Consider the following 17,420-nt stretch of genomic DNA (forward strand, 5'->3'; position numbering starts at 1 on the left):
GGGAGCCGGGGTGGGCCGCATTGTCTCCAAAAAAACCTGCCAGCTGTGCCATCCGGTCTTTTCATGGAGATTTACCGATGAACCGCATTTACCGTCTGGTTTTCAATCGTGCCCTTGGGGTAATGCAGGTTGCTTCGGAGGTCGCCCGGAATCCCGGCGGAAGCGCGGTCAGCGCAGGGCGGGTGCCGCGATTGCGGGCGCACCAGCTGGCGGTGGCTTTGGCCGCAACACTGGCCAGCGGGTCGGCGTTTGCGGCCTGCACTACCGCAGGTACGACGGTGACCTGCGCCACCGGCTCCAATACCAATTCGCTGACCAACAGCATCAACGGCGTGACGCTGAATATCCAGACCGGCGCCGAGCTCAGCGTGCCGCCGATCGTTGGCGGAAGTGCAGTGAATTTGAGTGGTAACGGCATAACCGTGAACAACCAGGGCACGGTCGATCCCACCATCAACGGTGGCCTGAGCCTGGCAGCGTCGGGCATGGTGCTGGGCAACAATACCGTCGGTGGAAACACCATCAGCGTCAACAATCAGGCAGGCGGGGCGATCAAAGGCCTGGTCAACATCGGCTCCATCCTCGGTTTCGGCGGACAGGCGCTGGTGGTGCAGAACGCTTCCGGCGGTGTCAGCAACATCGTCAATGCCGGTAATGTGGACATGTCGATCTTTGGTGCAGGCCTGTTGACCACGGCCGATGCGGCATCGATCGTCAGCTACGGTGGTGCGCAGACCACTCTCGACAACACCGGCACCATTACCGGCCGCATAGGGTTCCAGGGTTCGGCCACGGCGGGAGCCGGCAATACCTTCCTCAACGCAGGAACCATCAACGGCAGTGTGAACCTGGGCAGTTCGGTCTCCGGCAACACCTTCACCGCCGTGTCTGGTTCCAGCGTCAATACCGCCGGTATCGGCGTGGCCGGGCAGGTCGGCGCGCTTGCGGTGAATCTGGCCGCGGCCGGCATCGTCGACGGTGGTTCGGCGTCCAACAACAGCCTGGTGCTGCAGAACAGCGCCACCGGCCCGGGCAGCGGTACCGGTGGGGCGGTGACCACGCTGGGCTGGAACCAGTACATCAACTTCCAGAGGCTCACCGTCAACAGCGGTACCTGGAACCTGCAGGGTGCGTGGGCTGGTGCAGGCACGACCACGCTCAATGATGGCCTGGTCAATTTCAATAATGCCGGTTCCTTCGGCACAGGGCTGTTCACCGCCAACGGCGGTGCCATCGCCGCCTCCACGGCCGGTCTGAACCTGACCAACGCCTTCAACCTTGGCGGCAACCTTTCCCTCGGCGGGACCAATGCGTTCAGACTGGGTGGCGTGCTGTCCGGTACTGGCGGGCTGACGGTCAACAACACCGGCATCGTCACGCTCGGCGGCGTAAACCTGTTCTCCGGCGGCGTCAACCTCAACGCCGGCGGCCTGCTGCTGGGCAATGCGGGCGCGCTGGGCAGCGGCAACCTGACCGTGGGTGGCAGCGCTTCACTGGATACGACGTCGGGCTTCACCCTGGGCAACAATCTGGTGATCAATGGCGGGGGCTCGCTGAACCTGCTGGGCAGCAATGCGTTGTCATTGAACGGTTCGATCTCCGGTGCCGGCGACCTGACCAAGAACGGCGCCGGCACTCTCACCCTGAACGGCGCCAATGCGCTGACCGGCAGTTTCAACCTGGCCGGAGGCGCGTTGGCGCTGGGCGCGGGCGGCAGCCTGTCGCCCACCGGTGCGATCACGGTCGGCGTCGGTACCACCCTGGACCTGTCGGCGGCCGCCAACCAGACCATCGGTTCGCTTGCGGGCCTCGGCGGCTCGGTCAACCTGGGCAGCCACACGCTCACTCTCGCCGGGCTGGGCGATACCAGCTACAGCGGTACGTTCGCCGCAGGCACGGGTGGCCTGATCAAGCTGGGCACCGGCGTGCAGACCTTGTCGGGCGTGAACAACCTCAGTGGCGGCGTGGCACTCAACGCCGGTGGCCTGCTGCTGGGCAATGCTGCTGCGCTGGGCAGCGGTTCGCTCAGTGTCGGTGGCAACGTGACGCTCGATGGAACCACGGGGGCGCTTGCACTGGCCAACGCGGTCAACCTCGGTTCGGGTGCCAGCCTCAATCTGCTCGGCAACCAGGCGTTGACGTTCAACGGCGTGATCGGTGGCACCGGCAGCCTGGTCAAGAGTGGTGCGACCACGCTGACCCTCAACGCTGCAAATACCTTTGGTGGTGGGCTGGCGCTCAATGCCGGTGGCCTGGTCCTGGGCAATGCCGGCGCGCTCGGAACCGGCGCGCTGAATGTCGGCGGTGCGACAACGCTCGATGCCAGCGCGGCGCTGAGCGTGGGCAATGACATCAACCTCGGCGCAGGTGGCCTGCTGAATGTACTGGGCAGCAGTGCATTGACGCTGGGCGGCGCCATCGGTGGCACCGGCAGCCTGGTCAAGAACGGTGCAGCCACGCTTACGCTGGGTGGCGCAAATACCTTCACCGGCGGCCTGGCGATCAATGCCGGCAAGGTTGCGGTGGGCAGCGGCGGAAGCCTGGCCGCCGGCGGTGCGGTCAGCCTGGCCGGCGTTGGCGCGGACCTGGACATCTCGCTCGGCGGCAACCAGACCATCGGTGCGTTGTCCGGCGTGGCTGGCAGCACCCTGTCGCTGGGCAGCAGCACGCTGACCTTCGGTGATGCCACCAACCAGACCTTCGCCGGCGTCATCGGCGGCACCGGTGGCCTGATCAAGCAGGGCACCGGCGTGCAGACGCTGACCAGCGCCAGCACCTTCAGCGGTGGGGTGAATCTTGCAGCCGGTGGCCTGGTGCTGGGCAACGCCGGTGCGCTGGGAAGCGGTGCGCTGACGGTCAGTGGCAACGGTTCGCTGGACACCACTGCTGCGCTGAACCTGGGCAATGCGATCAACCTCGGCGCGGCGCTGACCCTGCCGGGCAGCCAGAACCTGACCCTGGGCGGCAACATCACCGGCACCGGCAGCCTGGTCAAGAATGGCGCGTCGATACTGACCTTGAACGGCACCAACACTTTCAGCGGTGGACTGAACGCAAACGCCGGCAGCCTGCTGCTGGGCAACAGCGGAGCGCTGGGGACGGGGGTACTGGGCATTGGCGGCAACGTCTCGCTCGATGGCAGTGCAGCGCTGAGCCTGGGCAACAATGTGTCCCTGGGCGCGGGTGCCGCGCTGTCGCTGCCGGGCTCGCAGGCGATCACGCTGGGTGGGGTGGTCTCCGGTGCGGGCAGGCTGGTGAAGAACGGTGCCACCACCTTGACCCTCAATGGCGCCAACACCTTCGGCGGCGGGGTGACCGTCAACGGTGGCGGCCTGCTGCTGGGCAATGCCGGTGCGTTGGGCACTGGTGCGCTGTCGGTGGGCGCCAATACCACGCTGGACAGTTCGGTGGCGCTGAACCTGGCCAATGGCGTCAATCTTGGAACGGGTGCAGTGCTTAACCTGCTGGGCAGCCAGAATGTAGCGCTGGGCGGTGTCATCGCCGGCACCGGCAGCCTGGTCAAGAACGGTGCGGCGACACTGGCGTTGAACGGCCCCAATACCTTCAGTGGGGGTGTTGGCCTCAACGCGGGTGTGCTGCAGCTGGGCAATGCACTGGCATTGGGTACCGGTCAGCTGGACGTGGGCGGCAACGCTTCGCTGGAGGCCACAACGGCGCTGGCGCTGGGCAACACCATCGGTCTCGCTGCCGGTGCCAACCTTTCCGTGCTGGGTAGCAATGACCTGACGCTGGCCGGTCCGGTATTCGGTGCCGGTGGGCTGATCAAGGACGGCACGGCGCGGTTGACGTTGTCGGGCGCTAATACCTACAACGGAGGCACCACCATCAACGCCGGCACGCTGGCGCTGGGCGCAGGCGGCAGTCTCGCCGCAGCCGGTGCGGTGAATCTTGCCGGTGCGGGCGCGACACTGGACATCTCCGCAGCCGGTGCGGCACAGACCATCGGCGCGTTGAATGGCGTGGCGGGCAGCCAGCTGGCGCTGGGCGCGCAGTCGCTGACCTTTGGCGGTGCCAGCAATGGCAGCTTTGCCGGTGTGATCGGTGGTACCGGCGGCCTGGTCAAGACCGGCACGGGCGTGCAGACGCTGTCCGGTGCAAACACGTTCAGTGGTGGCCTTGCGCTCAACGCGGGTGGGTTGGTACTGGGCGATGCAGGTGCGCTTGGTACCGGTGCGCTGGGTATTGGCGGCACCACCACGCTGGACAGCACGGTGGCATTGAATCTGGCCAACGCGGTGAACTTCGGTGCCGGCACCCAGCTCACCCTGGGTGGAACCAGTGACGTTGCATTCGGAGGCGTGCTGAGCGGCAATGGCAGCCTGGTCAAGAATGGTGCGGGCCTGCTGACCCTCAACAACACCAACACCTTCGGTGGCGGGCTGACCTTGAACGGTGGTGGCCTGGTGGTCGGCGCGAATGGTGCGCTCGGTACCGGTGCGCTGGCGGTCAATGCCAGCACCACGCTGGATGCAGGCACTGCAGTGACGCTCGGAAATGCGGTCACGCTGGGCTCGGGCGTCGCACTCACGCTGCCCGGCAGCAATGCGCTGACGCTGTCGGGCGTGGTAGGCGGCAATGGCAGCCTGATCAAGAATGGCGGCACCACGCTGAAGCTGTCCGGTGCCAACACCTACACCGGCGGTACCACCATCAACGCCGGCACGCTGGCGTTGGGCACGGGTGGCAGTCTCGCCGCAGTCGGTGATATCACGTTGGGCGCAGGCGCAGGCTTCGATATCTCCGGTGCCGGCGGCAACCAGACCATCGGCGCGCTCAACGGCGCGGGCGGCAGCACGCTGACGCTGGGCGGCAACTCGTTGACCTTCGGTACCGCCGGCAACGCCGCGTTCGATGGCGTGATCAGCGGCGGTGGTGGCCTGGTCAAGGTGGGCGCGGGCGTACAGACCTTGTCCGGCGCCAATACCTTCGGTGGCGGCGTGACGCTCAATGCAGGCGGACTGGTGCTCGGCAATGACACAGCGCTGGGCACGGGCGCATTGACCGTCGGTGGTGCTGCCACGCTGGATACCACCGGCCTGGCAACGCTGGCCAACAACATTGCGCTCAATGCCGGGCTGACCGTAATCGGGACCAATGCACTGACGCTCAACGGCGTCCTTTCCGGTACCGGCAGCCTCACCAAGAATGGCAGCGCGACGCTGACGTTGAATGGCGCCAACACCTACACCGGTGGCACCAACATCAACGCCGGCACGCTGGCGCTGGGGGCCGGTGCCAGCCTGGCCGCGAGCGGTACCGTCAATCTTGCCACCGGCGCCACGCTGGACCTGTCGGCCGGCAGTGGCACGCAGCAGTTCGGCACGCTGGTCGGCAACGGTACGGTGAACCTCGGTGCCAACTCGATCGAAGTGGGCGGCGCCACCGATGGCACCTTCAGTGGCTCGATCGCAGGCACCGGTGGCCTGACCAAGGTCGGTGCCGGCATCGAGACGCTGACCGGTGCCAACACCTACACCGGCGGCACGTTCATCAACGCCGGTACCCTGGCGATCGGCCCCGGCGGCAGTCTGGCCGCGACCGGTGCGGTGACGCTCACTGCGGCAGGCACGGGCTTCGATATCTCCACTGCCGGCGCCAACCAGACCATCGGGGCGTTGAACGGCGTGGCGGGTTCGACGGTGAGCCTGGGCGCGCAGACGCTGACCCTGGGCGGCGTTGGCAACAGCATCTTCGATGGCGCGATCTCCGGCACCGGCGGCCTGGTCAAGAACGGCGCCGGCAGCCTCACGCTGGGCGGTGCCAACCTGTTCAGCGGTGGCGTCGCGCTCAATGGCGGCGCATTGGTGGTCGGCAACAACGCTGCGCTCGGCAGCGGTGCGCTGACGGTGGGAAGCAATGCGACGCTGGATGCATCGACCGGCGTCAGCCTGGCCAACAGCATCAACCTCGCATCGGGTGCCAACCTCGATCTGCTTGGCAGCCAGGCGCTGACCCTGGGTGGCGTGATCTCCGGCACGGGCGGGCTGATCAAGGACGGTGCGGCCACGGTGACCCTGAGCGGCGCCAACACCTACACCGGTGGCACCACCATCAACAGCGGCACGCTGGCGATCGGTGCTGGTGGCAGCCTCGCCGCGACCGGCGCAGTGAACCTGGCCGGTGCCGGCACGTTCGACATTTCGGCGGGCAACCAGGCCATCGGTTCGCTGGCCGGCGTCGCCGGCAGTACGGTGGCGCTGGGCGGCAGCACGCTGACCCTGGGCGGCACCGTGGACAGCACCTTCAGCGGTGCGATCAGTGGCAACGGCGGCCTGGTCAAGAACGGCGCAGGCGTGCAGACGCTCAACGGCGCCAGCACCTTCAGCGGCGGCGTAGCGCTCAACGCCGGTGGCCTGGTGGTCGGCAACAATGCTGCGTTGGGCACCGGTGCGGTGACGGTCGGAGGCGCTGCGACGCTCGATTCGAACACGGCGGTCACCCTCGCCAACAACTTCACCCTCAACAACGCGTTGACCGTCCTCGGCAGCAACAACCTCACCCTCAACGGCATCCTCAGTGGTACCGGCTCACTGACCAAGGAGGGTGCCGCGACGCTGACCTTGAATGGTGCCAACACCTATACCGGCGGTACTTTCATCAACGCCGGCACTCTGGCACTGGGTGCTGGCGCCAGCCTGGCCTCCTCAGGCACCGTCAACCTGGCCACGGGGGCGACCTTCGATCTGTCAGCAGGCAGCGGCACGCAGCAGTTCGGTACCCTGATCGGCAGCGGTACAGTGAATCTGGGCGCCAACACGCTGACGATCGGAGGCCCTGCCAATGGCACCTTCAGTGGTTCGGTGGCCGGCTCCGGTGGCCTGATCAAGGAAGGTTCGGGCACCCAGACGTTGACCGGCACCAACACCTTCACCGGTGGCACCACCATCAACGCCGGCACGCTGGCGATCGGTGCCGGCGGCAGCCTTGCAGCGACCGGTGCGGTCACCCTGGCCAACGCCGGTACCACCTTCGACATCAGCGCGGGTGGTGCGCAGGCGATCGGTTCGCTGGCAGGCGTGGCAGGTTCGACCGTGGCGCTGGGCGGCAGCACGCTGACCCTCAATGGCGTGGGCAATACCACGTTCGCCGGCACCATCGGAGGGGCCGGTGGCCTGGTAAAGAACGGCGCAGGCATCCAGGGCTTGACTGGCGTCAACGTCTTCACGGGCGGCGTGACCCTCAATGCCGGTGGCCTGCTGCTGGGCAACGGCGGTTCGCTGGGCATCGGCGCGCTGACCGTAGGCGGCAACGCCAGCCTGGACGGCACCAGCGCGCTGACCTTGGCCAACAGCGTGCAGCTGGCCGGCGGTACGCTGACCCTGGCCGGCAGCAACGCGTTGACCTTGAATGGACCGATCAGCGGTGCCGGTGGCCTGCTGAAGGATGGCGCGGCGACGGTTACCCTCGGCGGCGCCAGCAGCTACACCGGCACCACCACCATCAACAGCGGCACGCTGGCGGTGGGCGCGGGCGGCAGCCTGTCTGGCGCCAGCACGGTGAACCTGGCCGGCACCAGCACGCTGGACATCAGTGCCGGTGGCAACCAGAGCATCGGCGGCCTGGCCGGTGTGGCCGGCAGCACGGTGGCGCTGGGCGGTGCAACGCTGACCACCGGCGGCAACAACGCCAGCACCGTGTTCGCTGGCGTCCTCAGTGGCACCGGCGGCCTGGTGCAGGGAGGTACCGGTACGCTGACCCTGAGCGGCGACAACACCTATACCGGCGGTACCACCATCAACGGTGGCAGCACCCTGCAGATCGGCAACGGTGGCAGCACCGGTTCGGTGCTGGGCGACATCACCAACAATGGCAGCCTGGTCTACAACCTCGGCACCACGGCAACCGTGGGTGCGGTGGTCAGTGGCAATGGCGGTCTGACCCAGGCCGGCAGCGGCACGCTGGTGCTGACCGGCAACAACACCTACACCGGAGGGACCACGATCAATGCCGGCGGCACGCTGCAGATCGGCAACGGTGGTGCGACCGGTGCGATCGTCGGCGACATCACCAACAACGGCGCGCTGGTGTCCAACGTGGCCGGCAACACCACGCTCGGTGGCACCATCAGCGGCAGTGGAGGCCTGACCCAGGCCGGCAGCGGCGTGCTGGTGCTGACCGGCAACAACACCTATACCGGCGGCACCACCGTCAATGCCGGTGGCACCCTGCAGGTGGGCAATGGCGGTGCGACCGGTGCGATCACCGGCAACGTTGCCAACAACGGCAGCCTGGTATTCAACGTGGGCGGCAACACCACGGTCGGTGGCGCGATCAGCGGCAGCGGTGGCCTGACCCAGGCCGGCAGCGGCGTGCTGACCCTGGTCGGCAACAACACCTATACCGGTGGCACCACGATCAATACCGGCGGTACGCTGCAGGTCGGCAACGGCGGGGCAACCGGCGCCATCGCTGGAGACATCACCAACAATGGCGCGTTGATCTCCAACGTGGCCGGCAACACGCAGCTGGGCGGCACCATCAGCGGTACGGGTGGCCTGACCCAGGCGGGCAGTGGGTCGCTGGTGCTGACCGGCACCAACACCTACACCGGGGGTACCACCATCAACGCCGGCGGCACGCTGCAGCTGGGCAATGGCGGCGCGACCGGCTCGATCATTGGCGATGTCACCAACAACGGCACGCTGCTGTCCAACGTGGCCGGCAACACCACGCTGGGTGGCACCATCAGCGGCAGCGGCGGCCTGACCCAGGCCGGCAGCGGCACTCTGACCGTGACCGGCAACAACACCTACACCGGGCCGACCACGATCAATGCAGGCGGCACGCTGCAGGTCGGCAACGGCGGTGCGACCGGCGCGATCGGTGGCAACGTCACCAACAACGGCAACCTGGTGTTCAACGTGGCCGGCAATACCACGGTCGGTGGCGCCATCAGCGGCAGCGGTGGCCTGACCCAGGCCGGCAGCGGCACGTTGATCCTGGGCGGCAACAACACCTATACCGGTGGCACCACCATCAATACCGGCGGCACGTTGCAGGTTGGCAATGGCGGCGCCAGCGGTGCGATCGCCGGCAACGTCAGCAACAACGGCAGCCTGGTGTTCAACGTGGGCGGCAACACCACCGTCGGAGGCACCATCAGCGGCAGTGGTGGCCTGACCCAGGCCGGCACCGGAACGGTCACCCTGACCGGCAACAACACCTACACCGGCGGCACCACCATCAATGCCGGCGGCACCGTGCAGGTCGGCAATGGCGGCGCCAGCGGCTCGATCACCGGCAACATCACCAACAACGGTGGCCTGGTCATCAACACCGGCGGCACCACTACGCTGGGCGGCACCATCAGCGGTGGTGGCAGCATCGTGCAGGCAGGCCCGGGCGGCCTGAACCTGGGCGGCAACAGCGGCGGCTTCAGCGGCACCGGCCAGGTCACCGGCGGTGGCCTGAATGTCACCGGCAACATCGGTGGCCAGTGGACCATCGGCAGCGGTACCACGCTGTCCGGTACCGGGACCATCGGTGGCACGGGTGGCGGCGTGACGGTGTCCAGCGGCGGCGTGCTGTCGCCGGGCAATGGCCCGGGCAACGGCAGTGGTGCAGGCAATGGCACCGGCACGATCACGGTGGGCGGCAACCTGACGTTGTCGCCGGGCAGCACGCTGGGCGTCGACCTGGGCGCCACCGGCAGCGATACGGTACAGGTGGGCGGCAGCGCCAACGTGGGTGGCAGCATCGTCAAGGTGAATACCATCTCGCCGAACACCAGCTACCAGCAGGGCCAGCAGTACACCGTGATCAACGCGGGTGGTGGCGTCAGCGGGCAGTTCGCTTCGGCGACCTCGCCGTCGGCCTTCCTGACCATCACCCCGGTCTATACCGCCAACACGGCCAACCTGCAGATCGACGTAGCGCAGACCGCGGCATTCACCACGGCGGCGAAGACGCGCAACCAGTACAACACCGCTGCAGCGCTGGACAGTCTGCCGCAGAGTGGTTCGGCACTGGGCCTGTACAACACGCTGCTGATGTATGACGCGGGTACCGCGCGTGCGGCGTTCGACCAGTTGTCCGGCGAGGTGCATGCGGCCAGCCGTGCGGTGCTGCTGTACGACAACTACCTGGAAGAGGGCATCCGCCAGCGTCTCGGCAGCGAACTGCCGACCGTGCGTGGCGAGCGTGCCTCCGCCTGGCTGGCCGGCAGCGGCAAGGTGTTCCGCCAGGACGGTGACGGCAACGGCGACGACATCCGCTCCAACCGCAATGCACTGATGGCGGGCGTGGACTGGCAGCTGGGCGAACACGTGGTGCTGGGTGCGGCCGCAGGCAACGAGCGGCTGGATACGCGCCTGTACGATCGCAGCTCGCGGGCCCGCCTGCGCGGCAACACGTTCGGCCTGTATGCGCAGGGCCAGTGGAACAACGGCTTTGCGGTCGGTGGCAGCGTATCGCGCGGTGACTACCGCACGCGTACCACGCGTGAGGTGCCGCTGCTGGGCCAGACCCTGTACAGCCGCCAGGACTCGGATGTGACCATCGCGCAGGTGGAGGGCAGCTGGACCTGGACCCATGGCAGGACCCAACTTCAGCCGTATGTGCAGTTCACCAGGCACTGGGTCGACAGTGATCGTGCGGTGGAGCAGGGCGGCACGGCTGCGCTGGTGCTGGAAGGCGGCAAGGACACGCTCAATGTCAGCACCGTGGGCGTGCGCGGCCGTTGGGATGTGGGCAGCGGCGAGCGCTTCCCGGCGCAGCTGACGGTTGGCCTGGGCTGGCAGCATGCATCGGGTGATACCGATGTGGCCAGCCGCAACCGCTTCGCGGTGGGCGGCAATGCCTTCGACGTCTACAGCGCGGTGATGGCACGCAATGCGCTGGTCAGTCAGGTGGGCGTGGCGGTGGGCCTCGGCCGCAACAGCCAGCTGTCGATGTTCGTGCAGGGCCAGCACGGCGATGGCCGCCGCGACGTGGGCGGGCAGATCAACCTGCGTGTGGGCTTCTGAGGAGAGTGGGGCGACGTTGGATCCACGCCTGCGTGGATCCAGGGCGGTGCGGAGGGCTAGACCCTCCGCTCCATCTCCACGGCATCGATCCCGGCGCCGTGGCCATTGGAAACGATCCGCGTCACCTGGAAGCCCAGGCCAGCATAGAAGCCCTGGGTGTGCTGGCTGGTACTGAGCGTGATGCGCTTGATCGAGGGATCCGCTTCGGCCTGGCGCAGGCGTGCCAGCGCCAGTTCCCGGCCCAGTCCATGCCGGTGCAGCGCGCGCTGTACCATGCCCCAGCAGAAACCGGCACTGCCGTCGCCGCGTCGCGACAGGCCGCCGCACGCCACGATGCTGCCATCTCGCTCGATGACCTGGAATGCACAGTCCATGGCCTGTTCTTGCAGGAAGCGCCCAAAGTCGCTGCGCTCTTCGGGCGCGAAGTAGGTGGGCACGTTGCTGTCGAAAATCGACAGGCAGGCGCTGGCATCGGCGGGGCGGTAGAGGCGGAGGTTCATGGAAAATGCCTTGGCGTTGCCCGGGCGCATTTCAACCGTCCAGACGTTGTCCTTCTCGAGGGGGGTATCGCACGACGAGGCCGCAGGGGCGCCGAAGTGCTCCAAGGTACATGGAGCGGAGTCGATCTTCTCACGGATGATTTCGCCCACTTCGAATGACTGTGCGGAACACAGGCGCCTGCACCAGGCGGGTGCGTCAGTGGCGAGGCGCATGCGGCCGCGATGGCATGCAGCGGGGCGCGGCGGCTCCTGGGCTATGCTTTCGACACGTGGGACTGACCGCGCGGCAGGATCCGCCGGCCCCATTCGTCTTCCTGCCTGCAACGGAGCTGCCCAGCGATGCCCGACCCTTCTCTTTCCCGGACTGCCCAGGTCATGCGCGGTCTGCTGTTTGGCGCGGTGGGGCTGTTGATCCTTGCCGTGGCCGCCTTCGAAGTGACGCATCGCCTTGAGTTCCTGCAGATCGCGCAGGCCGTCGATGGCCAGGTCGAGCGCCTGAACGCGGGCGGATCGCATCCGCAGATTGCGTTCACCACCGCGACCGGCCAACGCGTCTCTTACCCGCAGGGCGGCATGATCTTCGGCTATGAGCCTGGACAGCCGGTACGCGTGCTGTACGATCCGGCGCAACCGCGCCTGGAGCCGGTCCTGGATACGTTCGGTGCGCTGTGGGGAATGACGGTCGTGTGGATGCTGCTGGGGCTGGCGTTCGTCGGCGTCTGCGTGCGGGGACTGCTCCGGCGCAGGTGACTCGCAGCGGATCGCGCGCTGTCGACGGGCGGACCGTTGGACCTGCCCCTGGCGGCAGGGCCTGTTCAGTTCGGTAGTACCTGCCGCGCTTCCCGCCACCCAAATAAAAAAGCCGCCCAGTGGGCGGCTTCTTCATTTATCTGGCGGAGAGAGGGGGAGCTTATTGAATCAGCTCTAACACCCTGATCTTCAACCGGAACGCAAACCGGACCTGTGTCCTGTGTTGTGTCCGTAAATTATAGGCTGCGAAAAGTCCCTCAGGGGCGATTCGTATACACCACTGAAAAAAATAAGCCACCCGAAGGTGGCGTTTTGCCTATTACAGGCGAGCGTTAATCCAGCTGCCAACGTCCTTGTTGAGCCACCCCCCAAATTGCCCGGCATTGAGTTTGCTAACGAAAATGCGGTCATTGTTGTCGAGCTTTTGACGAAGGTCATCGCTCAGCTGCTGGGCAGTCCCTGAGCTTTGCACCCAACGAACGCTTTCCAATCCGCCATCTTGCGCGTTGGGATACCGCTCCAAGTGCTGGATGAACTGGCGGCGCGCCACATCATAGTTGCTGCGTTCTTTGTTCAGGTTCCAGGTCACAACATAAACAGCCATAGCATGTCCTCCGAGATCGAGTTGCTGGGGATTCTTTTGGACCAGCAGTCACTCAAAACTGCCCTAAGAAGGGGCGGCAGCTGGCCCGCCGCCCCTCTTGCTCAGGCGTGTTGCTTCAACACCCAGGTCACGGCCTTCCCATCGTAGGGCGGCATGCGGTTGCCCTTAGCGATGGGTGCAGTGGTGGAGTAGCCAGAGGGCTGCCACACACCACTCTCAGGGCAGGTTTCGCCAGTCTTGGCGGTCGTTCCGACAGGCTTACGGGTGCTCATAAGACTCTCTCCTGCCAAGCCAGTCAGAAGATTTCCGACTACAAGGACTTGACGGAAGCGACAATACTCCCCTGTTGTCGACTTCGTCAAGTATGATTTGTCACCCACCACGATTTAGGATTGCCCCATGTCTGATCTCTTCCCAGCCCGTTTGAGAGAGGCCAGGGACAGGCGAGGTCTGACGCAAGCGGATCTGGGCAAGGAAGCGAGTCTGCCGTCCACGACCATCTCCCACTTTGAGAGTGGATCAAGGAAGCCTTCGTTTGATAACTTGCGTCGTCTGACCAAAGTTCTGGGCGTGAGCACTGACTACCTGATGGGGCTTGTTGATAGCCCAGATGACATGGCAGCCGCTTCCAGAATTGCTCGCCATTTGGGACAGGCCACGGAAGACGACATCAAGATGCTTGAAGCCGTCGCCAAGTCACTGGCCGATACAAGGAAGAGAGATGGATAGTTATCGTCGGCAGCAGATCGAAGCCAAAGCGCAGGACATGCTCAACGATGCGGGAGTTGTATCACTTCCAATTAATCCCATAGACATTGCAAAGCACTTGGACATCCAAGTGCATGCAAAACCGGCTGGTTCCTCGGGTGCATCAGGATGGCTAGTGCGTCAGGGGAATGACTTTGCCATCATTTACGCCACGCATATCGAAAGCCCCGGATTTCAAAATTTCAGCGTGGCTCATGAATTGGGCCACTTCTGCCTCGATGGTCATCCCGAACATATTTTTAAGCAAGGCAGCGAGCACGCATCTCGAGGTGGCTTTGGATCCTCAGATCCTATTGAGCGAGAGGCGGATTATTTTGCATCGTGTTTGATGATGCCAAAATCGCTATGCAAGCCTATTATTAATAAGAATGGCGATGGCATGGCTGCTGTTCGTTCATTGGCGGAAGCTTGCAATACCTCATTGACTGCCGCCGCACTGCGTTATGCTGAAATCGGGCACTTGCCCACGGGAGTTTTGCAGTGTTTGAATGGTCGCGTTGAGTTTTGTGCGACCTATCCACTCCAATCCCACGTTGGGTGGGCAAAGCCATTGGGTCGCAACACAAAGGTCCCCTCCGACAGCGCTACTCAGAGGTTGGCTGATGATCCCGATGCAATAAAAATCGCGATGGAAGACAGTGATAGTGCAGAAGCCAGTGATTGGTTCTTCGGCGCAAAGAGTGGCGTTTACCTCACAGAAGAGGCGATTGGCTTAGGCTCGTATGGCCGCACCTTGACACTCTTGACATTGGAAGAAGGAGAAGAGGTCGAGGAAGACTGAGAGCGCTACCCTTCTACCATTCTGAAAATGTATCTTAGATCGTTCGTGGGAAGGTGAGGATCTGACAATGGGAAAATTTACAAGCAAGAAGAAGCGGTATCGTGTGCAAGTTATCAGTCGCCCTGGGAAAAAGGATGGCTATCAAATCTACGATACACAGACCAACACGTATGTCGGCCCTGTCTACGATAACGTTGAAGAGGCGGAAATGAATTGCCAGAATGCGAACCTAGGTCTCAGGCTCGGATAATTTGGTTATCCGAAGGAGAGAGCCTGGCTCTATTTCGTTTAGCACTGGGCACTGAATGAAAGAAGGCGTGGTGGTCAGTTGGTCATCTCCCATCACGAAGCACTGGAAGAACTTTGGAGGGGCATTGGTATCAACATATCCTTTGTCGGCGATCTGGGACGTCAGAGATACCGGATATTCGTTAGATGGAATGACTTCAATGAGAAATTTCAATGGTTGCTCCTTCGATGGCGGCCCCCTAGTTCTAATGCGATCCATTGAACTGTCAACCGTATAGGTTTCTCGAAAATTTCGTGCCTCAATTGAACCTGTGGCGCAGTTCGTTGTTATAATTTTCTTCCAATCTCCAAGGCTATGCGAAATGAGCAAACCGACCCTTGATTCAATTGCTTCGGCCAAAGCTAAGCTGGCCGAAGAACTGCGCAAGCTTGAAGAGCAAGAAGCGAAGCTCATTGAAGACGAAGCGTCTGACGCGTTCTTGCAGATTTCGGATCTGCTAAGCCGTTACGGGCAGCACCTCACCGCTAAGCAGAAGGCCGATATCGCCAGCCAAGTTGGCAGTTCTTCCAATGGGCCAGGTCGCCCGAAGAAGTCTGCTGGCACTGGCACGCGCAAAGAGGTCGCCCCGAAGTATTGGCTGCCGCATACCCAAGAGACCTGGACTGGCCGTGGCCGCACGCCGCGTGCTTTCGCAGCATGGGAAGGTTCCGCCGCTTACAAGGAGTGGAAGGCCAAGCATCCAGATGAGAAATTCCCCAAGTATCCGGGGTGAAATAAAAAGGCCCCGCAAGGGGCTTTTTTGAGCATTCCAGATCATGGCTAAAGGAACGCTTTGCCAAGTCGGAACTGGATATATTTATCCACGACGACTCCGCAGTGAAGTAGGAGTCAGGCCAAAAAAATATTGCAGTAGAAATTAAATAAGCAGAGCGCAGTGGCGCAAGGAACGGATATGGAACATCGAATTTTATCAACTTACGTTCAAGATTTTGGACGAAAGTCACAAATAGACGGACTGCCTGAGCACAAGCAGTTCGAGTATTTTGCAAACTACACCATCATGTCGCAGGTTCATCCGGAGGCGTTTTCGGAAGTGGCGGACTTGTCAGATGTCGACGTCGACCAAGATGGAACGTTCGGTCTCGATGCCGTGGCAATTTTTGTCAATAACAATTTGGTAAAATCGACCGACGAAATTGATCAGTTAGCAAAGTCTAGGAATTTGGATGTGCAGGTTTTGCTCATTCAAGCGAAGACGTCAAAGAGCTTGGATTCTGGAGAGGTACTTAAATTTATCGAAGGATCTAAGGATTTTTTAAAGCGCCTTGATGAATATGCTTCGAGCGACCAAGATGCTCTTCAAAACCCAGCGATGCTCTTGTGTCACATTTTTTCTTCCCAAATTGTAAAGCTGCTTTCTTCCGATTCTCCGTCGTGTAGGATGGTATTTGCTTACGCAGGCGGCCATATGCCCTCGGCGCAGTTAAGCGAGCTTGCAGAGAGAAAATGTGAAGAGCTGAAAGAAAGCGTTTCCGATTTCAAGAGCTTTACCTTTGAGTATTGGAACGCGGAAAGCCTAATCGAGTCGTTTAAGCAGGTAGAGAACCAGTTCGAAGTCGAGTTGCGGATTAAGAATAACCTAACGCTCGACACCATTCGCGGCGTTGATCAAGCATATATTGGCTTCGTGGAAGTCGGTGAATTCATAAAATTGATAAGAGCGCCGGACGGCGGAATTCGCAGAAATGTCTTCTACGACAACGTTAGAGACTTCCAGGGGGAGGATAATTCGGTAAATAAAGAAATCGCCGAGGCTGTTTCATCTAAGGATTCCTCCGATAAGTTCGTGCTATACAATAACGGCGTCACAGTCGTCTCTTCATTTATGAAGAATCTCGGCGCACATCGTTTCTTGCTCCGCAATTACCAGATCGTGAATGGTTGCCAGACTAGTAACGTCCTTTTCTCTAACCAAGGAAAGCCCGGCTTCGACGACGCGCTGATACCTATTAAAGTTGTCCATACCTCCGACGCTGATGTTGTCTCGAAAATCATTAGGGCAAACAATAGGCAAACACCTGTTCCGAATGAGGCATTCCTCACGCTGGATAAGTGGCATAAGGACCTTCAGGAGTATGTTTCCCTGGAATCCAAAAGAATAGGCGAGAGCCTCTACTATGAACGACGCTCCCGAGAGTTCACTCTTTTGGATGACGCCCCCGATAAGAAGAGAGTCGTCGGTCTTCATGGCATGGTGCGAGCTTATGCTGCCGTGTTCATGCAAAAGCCACACATGGTCATGGCGAACAACCCAAGCTCCATCCTCCGCGAAAAGGGCAGCGTCGCAGTTTTTGGTAAGGACCATAAGTTCTCGCCTTATCTTGCATCTGCCATGTTGGTTTACAAAATAAACGAGCATGCAAATGGCAACCCCAGAGGGGCCCATCTTATGAGGTTCCGATTCCATGTTGCGATGCTTATTGCCGCCGTTATCGCTAATGACAGAATTCTGCCGATAGCAAGTGCGAAGTCCGTGGATAAGCTCTGCGATAGTATTCTGGAAGTCTGCATGGCGCCGGAAAAATTCTCTCTCGCAGTGACCACAGCATTCAAGCTTGCGGAGCAGGCGGAAAAGGATTTCCTTTACAGTCGTGACCGCCGCTCCCAGAATGCAAGGGGAAATTCTCCGGCTCGTTCGTCGAATTTCACGGAGTTCCTACTTGATCGCGTCTTCGGGGCTGGGCGATAAAATAGGGTCCCAGTAAATCGTATTAGTCTTACA

General features: G+C 62.3%; 8 protein-coding genes. 6 read left to right on the forward strand and 2 right to left on the reverse strand.

Features of this window, described 5'->3' with window-relative positions:
- Positions 1-77 precede the first annotated feature (77 nt).
- The gene (locus AC5P7E_RS12800) at positions 78-10,985 is read left to right on the forward strand and encodes an autotransporter-associated beta strand repeat-containing protein (protein ID WP_329761658.1); all 10,908 of its coding nucleotides are present in this window, start codon (positions 78-80) and stop codon (positions 10,983-10,985) included.
- Between the two features lie 56 nt (positions 10,986-11,041).
- On the opposite strand, the gene AC5P7E_RS12805 is transcribed toward AC5P7E_RS12800, so the two are convergent.
- Entirely contained in the window at positions 11,042-11,485 is a 444-nt protein-coding gene (locus AC5P7E_RS12805; protein ID WP_012479278.1) for a GNAT family N-acetyltransferase, read from the reverse strand.
- A gap of 339 nt (positions 11,486-11,824) precedes the next feature.
- Here AC5P7E_RS12805 and AC5P7E_RS12810 point away from each other — a divergent pair, with 339 nt between their 5' ends.
- Positions 11,825-12,235: a DUF3592 domain-containing protein gene (locus AC5P7E_RS12810; protein ID WP_223846475.1), complete on the forward strand. Its 411-nt coding sequence runs from the start codon at positions 11,825-11,827 to the stop codon at positions 12,233-12,235.
- A gap of 319 nt (positions 12,236-12,554) precedes the next feature.
- Here the strand turns inward: AC5P7E_RS12810 and AC5P7E_RS12815 are convergent, their stop codons facing one another.
- Complete coding sequence (locus AC5P7E_RS12815; RefSeq protein WP_329761657.1) at positions 12,555-12,839, reverse strand: hypothetical protein; 285 nt, start codon at positions 12,837-12,839, stop codon at positions 12,555-12,557.
- A gap of 399 nt (positions 12,840-13,238) precedes the next feature.
- Between AC5P7E_RS12815 and AC5P7E_RS12820 the strand changes: the two genes are divergently transcribed.
- The 4 genes from AC5P7E_RS12820 (at position 13,239) to AC5P7E_RS12835 (ending at position 17,387) form a co-directional block, all read left to right on the forward strand.
- Positions 13,239-13,568: a helix-turn-helix domain-containing protein gene (locus AC5P7E_RS12820; protein WP_033830473.1), complete on the forward strand. Its 330-nt coding sequence runs from the start codon at positions 13,239-13,241 to the stop codon at positions 13,566-13,568.
- Complete coding sequence (locus AC5P7E_RS12825) at positions 13,561-14,388, forward strand: ImmA/IrrE family metallo-endopeptidase (RefSeq protein ID WP_329761656.1); 828 nt, start codon at positions 13,561-13,563, stop codon at positions 14,386-14,388. The genes AC5P7E_RS12820 and AC5P7E_RS12825 overlap by 8 nt, the downstream gene beginning before the upstream one ends.
- Before the next feature lie 611 nt (positions 14,389-14,999).
- Positions 15,000-15,410 (forward strand): H-NS histone family protein, encoded by a 411-nt coding sequence (locus tag AC5P7E_RS12830; RefSeq protein WP_329761655.1) that lies wholly within the window; start codon positions 15,000-15,002, stop codon positions 15,408-15,410.
- Positions 15,411-15,590: 180 nt separating this feature from the next.
- Positions 15,591-17,387: an AIPR family protein gene (locus AC5P7E_RS12835; protein ID WP_329761654.1), complete on the forward strand. Its 1,797-nt coding sequence runs from the start codon at positions 15,591-15,593 to the stop codon at positions 17,385-17,387.
- Positions 17,388-17,420: the final 33 nt, after the last annotated feature.

Source organism: Stenotrophomonas sp. YJH_SMC_25, assembly GCF_059369595.1.